Source organism: Lacticaseibacillus casei DSM 20011 = JCM 1134 = ATCC 393 (assembly GCF_000829055.1).
GTDB lineage: Bacteria > Bacillota > Bacilli > Lactobacillales > Lactobacillaceae > Lacticaseibacillus > Lacticaseibacillus casei.
The window spans coordinates 1005542-1020691 of the sequence record NZ_AP012544.1 but is presented as its reverse complement, the minus strand read 5'-3'; the positions used below and the strand labels follow the sequence as shown (position 1 = coordinate 1020691).

Sequence of the window (15150 nt, the reverse complement as noted above, 5' to 3'; positions counted from 1 at the left end):
CGAAGTGATTTTTAAAGAATCATCAAGACTTGCAATTTAAAACGTTTTCATGTTGCCCCGGGTGCTGCACCTGGGCAGTCCCGCGTTATGATTAAGTTAATATTTAAACTTAGCTTATTTTTTATTCAGCGCGGTTTTTGCTATCATATTAATTATTAACGACTAACCGATTGCTTTTCAAAGGAGTCTTGCCCGGATATGTTGCATTTTAAAAAAACCAAAACCTGGCCGCTACTGCTTGTGAGTTTTGCGCTGACCTTTATTATCAGCCTCTGTGTTTTTGCCGCTTTAAAAATGGCCCCGTTCGGGTCGTCATCGATCCTCGCCAATGACTCGGCAGTGCAATACATCGACTTTTTTACTTATCTCAAACACGCATTGGCAGGAACCGCAGGCAAGGCGTATTCCTTTTCGAATAGTCTTGGCGGCGGTATGTATGCTAATTGGACTTACTACTTACTGAGTCCGTTTAACCTGATCTTTGTTCTTGTGTCACGGCATGAGTTGCCGGTTGCCATGCTGTTTGTGACGGCACTTAAATACAGTGCTGCAGCGGTAACGGCTCAGTGCTATGCCAGTCATCATGCCCGCGCCCGTTGGTACACGTTGGTCTTCAGTATCAGTTACGGCTTGTCTGGCTTTTTAGTGGCCAACTTTCTTAACATCATGTGGATGGACGGCGTAATTCTACTGCCATTAGTGGTCTTAGGCATTGATCGGCTGTTTGAAACGCATCGGATCATGCCGTACGTCTTGCCACTCAGTCTTAGTTTCATAACGAATTATTACATTGGTTTCATGATCGCAATTTTTGCGGTTTTATATTTCGGTTGGCGCTGGGCGATCCACCATCAAACTCACCTGCTCCGCAAAATCGGATTATTTGCTGGCGGTTCGTTACTAAGCGGTATGCTTGCGGCTGTGGTGTTAATTCCGACTTACTTTGCCTTAGCTGCTTCCCGGCTATCAAGTGCTGGCGCGGATTTTAGTGTGAAGGCACTTTATTCGCTGCTCGATCTGCCTTCCAAGTTCATCCCCGGGAGTTTTAATTTCGACCAACTTTCCAACGGCTTACCCAATCTTTACATGGGCATGATCGCGCTGCTGGGAGCGGTGTTCTACTTTTTAGCGGCATCTATCCCGGTTCGCGAACGACTCATCTCTGGCGGCTTGACCTTGCTTCTGATTCTGTCGATTTGGCTGAATCCGCTCGTGCTTATCTGGCAAGGCTTCCGGGCCCCGGTCTGGTATCTGTACCGCCATTCGTTCATCGTGATCTTCTGGCTGCTTGTGCTGAGTCTGCGTGGATTCGCCCATCTACCATCCGTCTCCCGCTTCCGCCTCGGTATGGCCAGCATTACGACGGCAGGCTGCTTACTGATCCCGACGATTCTAAGAATGACCACCCATAAATACGTCACCGTGCTCAACCTCACCCTCGGCGGCGTCTTTTTGCTAGTTGCCGCACTCCTGCTTTATAGTATCCGCAGTCGGCTGCTACCGCAAAAATGGCTGGTCAGCGGCATCGTGATCTTGCTTGTTTTAGACATGGGCACCAATGCATTCACGAGTCTAAAAGCGATTAGCTTCGTGCCTGCAGCAGACTTTACCGTCACCAGCAAGGTTCTCCAAGCCGGTTATGACGATGCTAAAAAACTCGGATCAGGCAGCTTTTACCGAATGAATGCCGATAGCCAACGCTCCATGGATGACCCGTATCAATATAATTTTAACGGCATCAGTACCTTTTCTTCGGTACTCAACACCAGCACCATCAACACCCTAACCAATGTGGGCGCGATCGGATCAGCCGGGCGGGTCAAAAATAATGACCTTACTTGGCCTTTGGAGAGTTTGCTAGGTGTTAAGCAGCTTTTGATTGTTAACACCCAGAGTAAGAAAACCGGGACAAAAGCTTATCAGCAAGTTGCCTCCCGAATCATTTCCAACCCGCGCTACGACTTATCAGCTTATAAGCTCGTGGGCCACAATGACTACTTCAATATTTACCAAAATCCCGATGCCCTGCCGGTAGCCACCCAGATTTACCGGAAAATCCCAACTCAGGTTCAGGCCAACCCAGTGCTGCAGCAAAATGCGTATTTTGAAACGCTGTCGCCTCAAGCCAACCAGACAATGCTGACAACCAGCGACTTTTCCGGCATCAGTGTCGACAATGTCAAGCCGCTCACGACCCTGACGAACGCTGTTGCGACCAAAGTCAACAAGAAAAATGCAGCTTCGATTACGTTAACGGTCAACCCGACCAGCGAACAGCAATATCTGGTTATGGGTGAAAACATGCGCAAGAACATGGCAATCAGTATCAACAACATTCCGGTTAAAAATGACCCCGACACTGGCAGCAAAACAGTTTCAATGCCGATCAACAACACCAAACCAACCACGATCACGTTGACGTTTAACCGTGGCCTCAATCAAATTGATCTCGATCACTTTGCGTTATACACGCTCAATCGAACCGCGTTTAAACAAACGATTGCCACAGCCAAGCAAAAAGCTCCGCAACAACGCATTCAAAATGGTCGAGTTACCCTGACAACCAAGGCAAACAACAGTGGGTACGTCATGCTGACCATTCCTTATGAAAAAGGCTGGCAAGTCAATTCCAAGAATGTCACTTTGCAAAATTATCGCGGATTCATCGGCCTCAAAGTCCCCACTAGCCGTTCGACGTTCACCTTAACCTACCACACACCCGGCATCACCCAAGGCTGGTGGCTGACCATTATCGGCGTTCTGGTGGCTATTGGTGTCACCGTCTATGAATATTGGCCGAGCAAACGACGACACTTGAAGCAGACAAAACGAATTTGATCGTCATGAGTTCGCTTATCGACCAACGTAGAGGCTTTGCCTTTGCCTTGCTAGAAACGACTTCAAGCTGATAAATCTAGCTATACCTAATTTAAATAAAAATAATAGCAACCTATGATTTTGTTCATCAATCCATGGGTTGCTATTTATTTTTAAATTAATAAGTAGTAAACAAGCAAAAAATATACAGAACTTTTAGCTTACATGGTTGCGTTTTCATTGTTTGATTGCTAAAATGCAACTATCAACTGAATAAACAAGCGTATGTTACTGGTAATGCAGGCAAGACTTTGATCATCATTTTGACATCAAACGATCTTCTTAATTTTGCCTGTTTTTTCTCGCTTTAAAATTTGGTCACCCCATTAACTACATGCAAGGCCCTTCAGTTGCTAAGCTTAATGGCAAATTTCAAGAAAGGAGGAGTTGTGTGTTTCGCATCAAAAAGGTTCTTAACGTCAACGTGGTGCTTGCAGAACAAAACGGGGATGAATATATCGCCTTTGGTAAAGGCATCGGCTACCATCAAAAGGTCGGTGTCACCATCCCCGATACCGCGGTGTTCAAGAAGTTCATGCCACTAGATGACAGCCGCAAAAGCGAAATGATCCAGTCGCTTAATCGCATTCCCGCAGTTTACATCAGCATGACCTCACAGATTGTCACTTATGCCGAAGAAAAACTGCAGGCTTCCCTGCTCCCCAGCATTTATTATGCCTTAACGGATCATCTTCATTTCTCGGTTCAGCGCTACCACGCCCAACAGGCACTGGGTAATCGGATTTACTGGGAGATGAAGACTTACTATCCTGATATTTTTACCATTGGCGAATACGGCTTAACCGTTGTGCGCGATACTCTAGACGTCACGTTACCTAAGGAAGAAGCTGCCAATATCGCTTTTCATATTATTAATGCCACACCGGCTGCGACCGCCAAAGCCAATGTTTTGGAAGTCACCCAACTTGTTGACAACGTGCTGCAAGCCGTCCGCGCGCTCACCGGCGGCACCATTGCCACCACCAGCCTGCACTATGAGCGGTTCGTTACCCACATGAAATTCTTCGCTGAACGCTATCTCAGCAACACCATGCTGGAAGATGACGGCCAGTTACTGGTCAATGTGTACAGTCTGTACCCTGAGGCAGCCAAAATTGCCCTCAAAGTCGACAAAACAATCATGGCTATTTACAATAAACCGCCGACAAAAGAGGAACTGGCTTATCTCATTATTCACATCCACCGTGTGTTAATCGGTTAACCCATCGTCACGCACTCAAACAGCCCACCAAGGAGGAACCCCTATGACTGACCATCCAAAAATCACCGATCGCATCATGCAGGCAGTCGGTGGCATTGACAACATTAAAAGTCTTAGCCACTGCGCGACACGTTTGCGCTTTGTCTTAATCGATAAAACCAAGTTCAACACCCAACAACTTGAACAGATTCCCGAAGTGTTAAGCGCCGTCAGCTCAGGCGACGAATCCCAAGTCGTTGTCGGCGCCAAAGTAACCCAATACTATGCCGAAATCATGAAAAACTACGCCATTCGCGAAAACAACACCACTTCCGACGCAACCGCGAGTTCCGAAAAGAATGTCCTAAAACGAGTCCTAAATGCCATTGTCAATATCATGGCACCCATCATTACCGTTTTAATTGCCGGCGGTTTATTCAAAGTCGTCATTGCGATCATGGCGCTTTGCGGACTTGATCCCAAGAGCGTGCCTTATTTGACCTTGAGCTTCATGGCGGACGCCGCGTTTTATTTTCTCCCCTTCATGTTAGCTGTCAGTGCAGCTAAAAAATTCAATACCAACACTTATTTGGCTATGATGATGGCTGGCGTCCTGCTGCACCCTAACTTCACGGCAATGGTGGCAGCTGGCAAGCCCATTGCTTTGTTCGGCGCCCCAATTCGCCTTGCGTCATACGGCGGCAGTGTCATTCCGATCATTTTAATTGTGTGGTTCATGAGTTATGTCGAAAGGTTTGCGGAAAAAGTCGCCCCGGACATGATTAAAACGATGCTTAAGCCACTGTTGGTCGCCTTGATTACGGCACCGGTTGCCTTAATCGTCATTGGCCCGATCGGCAGCATGATGGGCGATGGCCTATACGCCGCCATCTCCGTGTTGAACCGACATGTTCCTTGGCTAGTGCCAACCCTCGTCGGTGCCTTCACACCTTTATTGGTCATGGTTGGCATGCATGTATCGCTGCTACCACTGGCTACCCTGTCAATCGGTCGATTCGGTTCCGAAACCATCATGGGTCCTGGCATGTTGGCCAGCAACATTGCCCAGGCTGGTGCTTCCGCGGCGATTGCCGTCCGTGAACGCAAAGCCCGTGGGCGCCAGATTGCGTTGTCTGCTACGGTTACCGCCTTATCCGGCATTACCGAACCCGCACTTTATGGCGTAACGCTCAAGTACAAACGCGCTTTAGCCTATGTTATCGTGTCTGGCGGTTTGGCAGGGCTGTTCGCCGGCATCAGCGGCCTTGTCCGTTATTCGTTTGGTTCGCCAGGCATTTTCACGTTACCGGTTTTCATTGGTGCCAACCCGGATAACTTCCGCAACGCCTTAATTACCGTGGCGATCGCTTTTGGTCTGACATTTATCACGACGTACTTTTTCGCTGTGGTTGCTGATTCACCGGCTACCTCAGGCGCTAAGCCAACTACCCAACAATTTAAAAGCGTGGTTGCCGGCCGGATTGTTCCGCTTAGCCAGCTTGATGACGAGGTTTTCGCTTCCGGATCACTAGGTCATGGGGTGGCCATCGACCCCGAGGCTGACACCATTACGGCACCGTGCGACGCTAAAGTGACCATGGTTTACCCAACCGGTCATGCCATGGGGCTCACAACTGCCAATGGCCAGGAAATTTTAATCCACATTGGCATCAACACTGTCAACCTCAAAGGCCGCGGCTTCAAGACTTTAGTGGAACACAATCAGGAAGTTAAAGCCGGTCAACCGCTGGTGCAGCTGGATTTGCCTTTGATTCGTCAAGAAGGGTTTGATCCAACCGTGATTGTCTTACTGATCAACACAGCTGCTCATCAGATTGACGTACACGACCAACCAACCGTCACTAACGAAGATGCTTTACTCACCCTTCGTCAACCAATGCCTGAGGCTTAAAAAGGAGCAAAGATATGACAGAAACTAATTTTCCAGAAGGTTTCCTATGGGGCGGTGCGACAGCTGCCAACCAACTTGAAGGCGCCTATGATTTGGATGGTAAAGGCCTTTCGACCAGCGACTTACTTTTAGGCGGCAGTGTCAACGTGCCGCGCAAAATCAGCCGCACCGTCGATCCGCAAGCATTTTATCCAAGTCATGACGCGATCGATCACTTTCATCGGTTTAAAGAAGATATCGCGTTGTTTGCGGAAATGGGTTTCAAGGTCTATCGATTCTCGATTGCCTGGACGCGCATTTTCCCCACTGGGTTAGAAACCGAACCTAACGAAGCTGGCTTAGCCTTTTATGATCATTTGATCGCCGAGCTGAAGCGACATGATATCGTACCATTAGTTACGATTTCGCATTTTGAGTCACCGATTGGTCTGACCAAAGCCTTCAATGCATGGGCTTCGCGTGACATGATTGCCGCGTATACCCGTTTTGCTGAAACCATCATCACCCGCTACCATCACGATGTTCGCTACTGGCTGACTTTTAATGAGATCAACATGCTAACCCAACCAATGGGTGCTTACCTGGCAGGCGGCATGTATGTTGACGACTCGGACCGATTCATCAGTCCCGATACCGACTCCGAGCAGTTGCGCTTGCAGGCGCTTCACCACCAGTTTGTCGCTAGCGCCTTGGTAACCAAGTTTGCCCATGAGCTGGACCCGCAGCTTCAAGTCGGCTGTATGCTTGCATACCGAATGCTTTATCCGTACACCAGCCATCCGGATGACATCGCCATGGTTCAACGCGCCACCGAATTCAACAATTTTTATTGCGGCGATGTCCAAGTCAAAGGCCACTATCCTTATTTCGCCCGCCGCTACTGGCGCGATCATCATCTTCATATCGACATGGCATCGGAAGATGCAGCCACGCTTGCTGCAGGGACGGTTGATTTTTATACCTTCTCCTATTACCAATCCAGCACCATGACTTGCACAGGCGAAGGCGAGAAAACTGGCGGCAACTTCTTCAGCGGCGTCAAGAACCCTTATCTGGAACGCAGCGAATGGGGTTGGGAAATTGATCCCCGCGGCCTCAGAACCGCGCTCAATCAAATCTATGACCGCTACCAAGTGCCGTTAATGGTCGTCGAAAACGGTTTCGGCACCCGCGACCAACTCGTTGAGCAAAATGCACCAAAACCGTCAATGATGATGCAAGAATCGCCTATCTCAAAGCACACATTCAAGCGATGGGTGCTGCGATCAGGGATGGCGTTGATCTCGTTGGCTATACGTCATGGGCACCGATTGACGTCATCTCAGCCAGCACCGGTGAAATGGCCAAGCGGTACGGCTATATCTATGTCGACAAACATGATGACGGTACCGGGACTTTAGCCAGGTATCGTAAGAAGTCGTTTTATTGGTATCAGCAAGTGATTCAGCATAATGGGCTTGTGTGAATTTTAAAGTGACCAAAAACCACCTGTAGACGCTTTTGAAGCTGCAGGTGGTTTTTATATATCATAATATTCAGTACTTATTCAGCCGCTAACCACGTAAGCAAAAGCGAGTTTTGCTTGTGAGAGGTCTAAATAGCCGACAAATGACCATTTTGGCGCCGATATGCAGCCGCCATGCAATGGTCACAGCATCAAAAAAATACGGATAGATCATCAAATGACCTACCCGTATTTCTTAACAGCAACGAGAGTTCGAAACCCTAGCCATCTTCAGATTCATTCAAACGTCTTCGTCCGCGTGTCTTTCAGATAGCTATCTTGCTCCATCATGCCGTTTCTTCTTCTTCAACGCCATCAATGCCGTGAGGGTCAAGAGCAGCATGCCGATAGAGGCGACTGAACTTGAACCTGCATCATCGCTGGTTTGCGGTAATTGCTTATGCATGCTTGGGTTATAAGCGCCGGAAACGCTGGTGCTCATACTACCACTTGTGCTTAAGCTGCCAGAGGTTGATGTGTTGGCGCTTGAACTCATACTCTCACTTCCGCTTGCACTCGAACTGTTGGAAGTTGAAGTACCTGAATTCGAGGCACTCGCAGAAGCTGAAGCACTGGTCGATTCGCGCTCAGAAGTTGATGTGGAATCCGACTTCGAAGTGCTTGTTGAAGCTGACTCAGAATTCCGCTTCGATTCGCTCTTAGAAGCAGATGTCGAAGCCTGCTTTGATTCACTCGTTGAAGTCGACGTTGATTGACTAGCCGATGTGCTCGTCGATTCAGATTGACTTGAATCACTGCCGCTCTCCATTGACCGACTGGTTGACTTCGAAGCCGAGGTGCTGGCCGAATCAGACCTGGAAGCCTGATCGGAACGGCTAGTTGAATCCGACTTGGAAGTGCTGGTCGAGTCTTTAGCTGAGGCAGAAGCTGAATTGCGTTCAGAGTCACTCGTCGAAGCCGATTGTGACGTCCGCGCTGATTCACTGGCGGAAGCACTCTGAGAGTCATGCTTGGAAACACTCGCTGAATTCGAAGCAGAAGTGCTCTCCGAATGACTCATTGATGTGGATGCCGAAGCATGATCTGAAGCACTGGTGGAAGCTGAATCAGAGGTGCTGGTCGATAGACTTGCTGAAGTGGACTCGGAACTATCTTTGCTGGTGCTACCGGAACCTTCCTTCGACCGACTCGTTGACTCGCCTGTCGACTGCGATTGCGACTTACTCGTGGACGCCGAAGCTGAGGCTGAAGTTGAAGCCTGTTCAGACTCGCTAGTTGACGTTGAATTCGATTCACTGACAGAAGCACTCGCGTTGTTAGAAGTTGACTGCTTTTCAGAAGTTGAAGTTGACGTCGATACCGAGTTTTGCTTGGAATAACTGTTCGAAGTCGATTGTGATTCACTCATCGACTGACTGGTAGAAGTTGAAGTAGATTGGTTGGCCGAATTACTTGCCGATTCAGAACTTGACTGGGTCGCTGACTTGGACTTCGAAGTTGATTCAGACTGACTGCCGGAGACGGATTCAGACTTACTCTCAGAAGCTTGGCTTTGTGAGGTTGATTCGGATTGACTCCTGGAAGTTGAATCTGACTGGCTTGTGGAGGTCTGCTTGGATTCACTGTACGACTTCGAAGTTGAATCAGAGTGCGATGTGCTAACCGAATTCGATTCAGAGTGACGCGTTGATGTGCTATCTGCTTCAGATGCTGAAGTGCTGGTCGACTCGCGCTTAGAAGTTGATGTGGAATCCGACTTCGAGGTGCTTGTGGAAGCTGACGTTGACGCCTGCTTCGATTCGCTAGTGGATGTCGACTTAGAGTTCTTGTTCTCTTCACTGTCTGAAGTTGAAGCAGATTGACTGGTCGAGGTACTTACCGACGTGGATTGACTAGCCGTGCTTTCACTGCCAGCGCCCTTGCTCTCAGAAGTTGAGGTTGAGTCGCTTGCTGAATCAGACTTGGATGCCTGATCAGACTGGCTCGTTGATGCTGACTTCGATGCACTCGTGGAATCGTTAGTCGATGTGGAAGCAGAATCGCGGTCAGAGTCACTTGTCGAAGCTGACTGCGACGTACGTGTTGATTCACTGGTAGAAGCACTCTGAGAGTCATGCTTGGAAGCACTCGCTGAGTTCGAAGCTGAACTGCTCTCCGAAACGCTCATTGATGTGGATGCCGAAGCATGGTCTGAAGCGCTCGTGGAAGCTGAATCAGAGGTGCTCGTCGATAGACTCGCCGAAGTGGATTCGGAAGTATCCTTGCTGGTGCTGCCAGAGCCTTCTTTTGATCGACTGGTTGATTCACTGGTCGAATCTGACTGCGACTTACTTGTCGATGTTGAAGCCGAGGCTGAAGTTGAAGCCTGTTCGGACTCACTAGTCGACGTTGAATTCGACTCACTGACCGAAGCATTCTTATTGTCAGAAGTCGACTGTTTTTCAGATGTCGAAGCCGAAGCGGATGTCGAATTTTGTTCAGAATCGCTCGTTGAACTAGACTGCGACTCACTGGTCGAAGCCTTCGTTGACGTTGAAGCTGATTGACTTGCCGAATTGCTTGCCGAATCGGAACTTGAATGGATTTCTGACTTGGACTTCGATGTCGATTCAGAGTAACTGGTTGAGGTTGAGTCAGATTGACTTGTAGATGTCTGCTTGGACTCGCTGGTCGACTTCGAGGCAGAATCCGATTGCGATGTGCTTACTGAATTCGATTCAGATTGCCGCGCTGACGTGCTATCTGCTGTGGATGTGGAAGCACTGGTCGATTCGCGCTTAGAAGTTGATGTGGAATCCGATTGCGATGTGCTCGTTGAACTAGACGTCGAAGCTTGTTTCGATTCACTCATCGAAGCTGAGTTGGACGCCTTTTTAGATTCACTGTCGGATGTAGAAGCAGAATCACTGGTTGAAGTGCTTACCGAAGTTGACTGACTAGCGGTGCTTTCACTGCCGGCACCCTTGCTCTCGGAAGTCGAGGTTGAATCGCTGGCTGAATCGGACTTAGATGCCCGATCAGACTGGCTTGTAGACTCTGACTTCGATGCACTCGTGGAATCATTAGCCGATGTGGAAGTTGAATCACGGTCAGAGTCACTGGTTGAAGCTGACTGTGACGTCTGTGTCGAAGCACTGGTCGAAGTACTCTGTGAATCACGCTTGGAAGCACTCGCCGACTGTGATGCCGAAGTACTTTCGGAAACACTCAATGACGTGGATGTCGAAGCATGGTCTGAAGCACTGGTGGAAGCTGAATCAGAGGTGCTGGTCGATAGACTCGCCGAAGTGGATGCGGAAGTATCTTTGTTGGTGCTGCCAGAGTCTTCTTTTGACCGACTGGTTGATTCACTCGTCGAATCTGCCTTTGACTTACTTGTCGAGGTTGAAGCTGAGGCCGAAGTGGACGCCTGTTCTGACTCACTGGTGGAAGTTGAGTTGGACTCGCTGACCGATGCATTCTTATTGTCAGAAGTCGATTGCTCTTCAGATGCCGATGCCGAAGCGGATGTCGAATTTTGTTCAGAATCGCTCGTTGAACTAGACTGCGACTCACTGGTCGAAGCCTTCGTAGATGTCGAAGCAGATTGACTGGCCGAATTGCTTGCCGAGTTAGAGTTCGATTTAATTTCCGACTTAGATTTAGACGTTGATTCAGAATAGCTCGTTGACATCGACTCAGATTTCACACTGCTATCTGAGGTTGATACCGATTCTGACTGTGATTTACTTGTCGAATCAGAAATACTTGCCGAAGCAGAATTTGATTCACGAGTTGAAGTCGATGCGGAAAGTGATGTCGATGTTGATGCAGACTTAGACTCGTCACGACGCTCTGACAAACTCTTAGATGCCGAAGTTGAAGCGCTAACTGATCCGCTTTCGGAAGCTGTTTTTGACTTATCTGCCGAATTAGATGTGGCATCACGCTGAGAATCGCTTGTAGAAACAGATTCAGAGCTCCGTGTTGATTCACTCGTCGAAACTGAAACCGAAGTACTTGCAGACGTGCTTGCCGACTGCGAAATGCTTGCACCGCTGTTGTTGCCGTTGCGCGAGTCGCTTTCTGAAGCAGAGAGACTCTCACTTACAGAGTTGGAATCAGACTTAACATCCGATTCACTCGTGGAACCAGAAGCTGAAGTCGAGATCGAAACGCTGGCTGATGTTGAAGCCGACTTACGATCAGAGCCACTTGCAATTGACGACGTGTTTTCATATTGTGATTCACTTGTTGAAGCACTGATTGAATCTTTGTCAGAGGTACTTGCCGATTCAGAAGCAGAAACACTGCCTGACAAACTAGCCGATTCGGACTGAGATGCCCGGTTCGACTCACTTGATGATGTGGAAGTTGACATACTCGTCGAGTGACTTGCTGAATCCGACTCAGAAACATCTTTGGACGTACTCTTTGTCGTGCATTCCTTCGCAGATGTCGAAGCCGACATACTCGTCGAAGTGCTTGCCGAGTTTGAGGTATCTGCCCGACTAGATTCACTCATTGAGACTGAAGTCGACTCACTGGTTGATTGGCTCGATTGGGCAGACTCCGACTGTTTCTTTGAATCTGATGCAGAAACGGATTCTGATTGGATCTTAGATGTACTTTGTGAAATTGAATTCGATTCGGTTGCTGACTCGCTGGCAGACAATGAAGCAGACGTACTTGTCGAGGTGCTTGCAGAAGCAGAAGTCGAAGTCCGTTCAGAGTCAGACATTGATGTAGATTCAGAAGCACTCGTTGACTGTTTAGAATAGTCCGGTGCTGAATAAACGTTGAAGCTGTCAGTAAATTGTTTCTTGTCTGACTGACGGGTGAAGACTAACGTGCCGGCATTTTTATGCATGCCTTCTGTTTGAAGGGTCTTCTGAGCGTCATCGGACCAATCAATCGTGAAGGTACCAACGCCGTCAATCGTCCCGGTGCCGTCATTATTCCAGGTAACCTGATCAGCCGTGTAAACAACGCCATTAACAACAACGGCATCAAAGGCGTCCTTTGCAGTCGGAAGGTCATGACCAATGGTGTAGCCGATATTCTTTTTACTATCGACTTGCGCATCTGTGGACGCATTAGTGGTCGAATGGACATTTAACGCACCTGCTGCCGTGTATTTATCGGATAACGTTACCTCAACATTAGCCGCATTTGAATGCAATCCAGCGGTTTCAATAGCATCTTCGGCACCCTTAGCCCATGCCAAGGTAACGGTGATGGTCTTGCCATCCTTAGTGGTAATAGTACCGGTGTTACCATCGCTACTCCACTTGATGTCATCGGTCGTATACTTCGTGCCGTCAACTTCAATGTAGGCGCCGGATCCATTCATAGCCTCTTTAGCAGTAGGCTTGTCGCCACCAATAACATAAACAATCGTACGGTTATTGTTGACAGTTACATCGTGCTTCGCCGAGGAGCTGATGACGTTCACTGCATCTTTAGCAACTGTGCCATCCTGCAATGTCAGCTGAAGATCAGCGGCATCGGTATAAGTTCCAGCGGTTTGCAAATCATCTTTGGTCTTATTCCAGTTCAGGGTGATGGTGCCGACGCCGTCAATCGTGCCCTTGCTACCGTCAGCATTCCACTTAACCTGGCTGGCGTCGTACTTAACACCGTTGACAACGACATAATCATAAAGGTCTTTAGCTGTCGGGAGGTCATTACCAATAATATAGTTGACATTCTTCTTGCTGGTAACAGCAACTTGCTTGGTGATGCTATAAGTGAATTGCTGTGGTAATAAATCAAGGGCGGAATCAGGCACCTCAAATGAAGTGCCGTCATATTTAAGCTGATTTTTAATCCAGCTTAAGACTGCATCTGCACCATTTTGATTGAGTTGAACAGTCCACTTGCCTTCATCACCGGTATAGGCAAAGTTGAAGTATGCGTGCATATCGCCGGCAAATCCGGAAATTGACGAGAACTTGAGTGACTGGGTCGTCGTGTTCGTCCCATCATTCCAAGTAATCGTGATGGTTGGATCAATATCAGGATAATTTAAAAGTTCACCGTTGTACTGACGCGAATCAGTTGGGTTGGTAATGCTGATGTTATCAATGCTGGCACCCTTATGATAGGTAAACGCAACTTGACCAGTCTTCTCCGTATAGGTGCTAGCGGCATTGACAGGGTCAGGAATCCAGCCTTTGACAGTTGGCGCTCCAATATTGGTTAATTGGTTAGTCGGTGCCCAAACCGTATAAGTCTTGGCATCAGGAAAACCAGTTTCACCTGATTTTGCCTGCAGTGTGACGGTAACTTCGGTCAAAATTGACTGATAACCATCAGTGAAGGCTTGGCCTGCAGCCGGTGCGTTTTTATTAACAGCACTTGCTACCGTGGTATAGATCGATGCAGTAGTATCGTCTTTAGCACTGTAATCCTGGCCATCAACCGTGATCTTTCCGGCATCGCCTGCATCTGGCACAGGCATCGCTGGGTTCGCAGCAATTTCCTCATGTGCTTTTGCCAACCCAGCAGCAAACGCGTTATTGGCCCGGATCGCTTCTACTTGATAAGCGTAGGAATAGTATGGCCGGGCAAAGTTGGTCAAATCATCGACCAACGGTGTCAAGGTCGAGCTTAAAATGCTCTTCTGTGCTGTAAACTCAGTCGGTGTCGGTTTGGTAGGATCAACATTACCATCTTTTTGTGAATGAGACTGGATATCAGCATTGGCTTGACCTTGATACATGGCGTCACGTAAGAACTGATAAGTCTTGGTGTAATCATTCGCTTCGAGCGTTGTAGCTGTGCCGCCGCCACCATTGAGTGCCGGATCACCTACTGGTTCAAAATTAAGATCCGCATCTTTTTGCCGCTGTGCTAGCTGAGCGTCCGTATATGTTGGATCGGTTCTAAAGTCATACAGTGCTTTAGCAACCGCTTGATATTCTTTGGAGTAGATCTGTTGGATCATGTCGCGGGCGCCTTCAGCGCTGCGAGCATAATTCTTAAGGCCGGACGCCGTGTTTTGTGCATTATCGGTCTTCAGTAGAGCTTTGTCAGCGTCGGAGACATCCAATGAGTCAATCAGTTCGTCAATGTTGTCAGCCGGACTACCGCTCCAAGCATCGGAAGCTGCTTTTTGAAGCAAAGGCGTGAAGACTTTCATCGCCCATGCATAAGCAGCAGCTTGGGTCGTGTCACTTAAATTGGCCTGATTACTATTAGTGACAGCTGCTGGATTATTAACGTCATAGCCAGTGGCCTTATACGTATTTGAGCCATCATCATAGATACCATTGTTCATCAGGTTCTGCAGGGCTTTATACTCACCAGTTGCCCAGTTGTTCATGATGGCTTGCTGAGCAACGGTTTTAATTGAATCATAAATACGCTGCATGAGGCTACTTTGAATAACCCCGTCCAGGCCGACCATTTTAAGAAAAGTCTGAATGTTGCCGTTCAAACTAACGGCATCGGTAAAGTTGTCAGGAGCATAGTCAACCTTGCCATCCGCACCCATTTTGGCATTGCCGATTGACCGAATATCAGACAAAGCCTGGTGAGCGATCCCGTTGATGATATAAGGCGCAACCAGACCAACTAAGTTATTGAGGTATCCAACAGTTGTATTGACATTTGATGCCGCAACACTTGAATCAGTATATACTTGCAGCACCTTAGGAACGTTATAGTTATTCCAGAATGAATTCCAGATAAAGCCGCGCATTTTAGAATCAA

At 48.2% G+C, this 15150-nt stretch carries 4 protein-coding genes and 1 pseudogene; 4 read left to right on the top strand and 1 reads right to left on the bottom strand.

The annotated features are described in order from the left end of the window. Positions 1–198 precede the first annotated feature (198 nt). The 4 genes and pseudogenes from LBCZ_RS05170 to LBCZ_RS05155 all read left to right on the top strand — a co-directional run bounded on the left by LBCZ_RS05170 (position 199) and on the right by LBCZ_RS05155 (position 7455). On the top strand, positions 199–2838 hold the full coding sequence (locus LBCZ_RS05170; RefSeq protein ID WP_025013173.1) for a YfhO family protein: 2640 nt from the start codon (positions 199–201) through the stop codon (positions 2836–2838). A 430-nt stretch (positions 2839–3268) separates the two neighbouring features. Next, on the top strand, positions 3269–4099 hold the full coding sequence (locus LBCZ_RS05165; RefSeq protein WP_025013174.1) for a PRD domain-containing protein: 831 nt from the start codon (positions 3269–3271) through the stop codon (positions 4097–4099). A gap of 43 nt (positions 4100–4142) precedes the next feature. Then, the gene (locus LBCZ_RS05160; RefSeq protein WP_025013175.1) at positions 4143–5990 is read left to right on the top strand and encodes a beta-glucoside-specific PTS transporter subunit IIABC; all 1848 of its coding nucleotides are present in this window, start codon (positions 4143–4145) and stop codon (positions 5988–5990) included. A 14-nt stretch (positions 5991–6004) separates the two neighbouring features. Then, positions 6005–7455, top strand: a pseudogene (locus LBCZ_RS05155) (glycoside hydrolase family 1 protein). Positions 7456–7768: 313 nt separating this feature from the next. Here the strand turns inward: LBCZ_RS05155 and LBCZ_RS16570 are convergent. Then, the gene (locus tag LBCZ_RS16570) at positions 7769–15139 is read right to left on the bottom strand and encodes an LPXTG cell wall anchor domain-containing protein (RefSeq protein ID WP_025013176.1); all 7371 of its coding nucleotides are present in this window, start codon (positions 15137–15139) and stop codon (positions 7769–7771) included. Between the last annotated feature and the right edge of the window lie 11 nt (positions 15140–15150).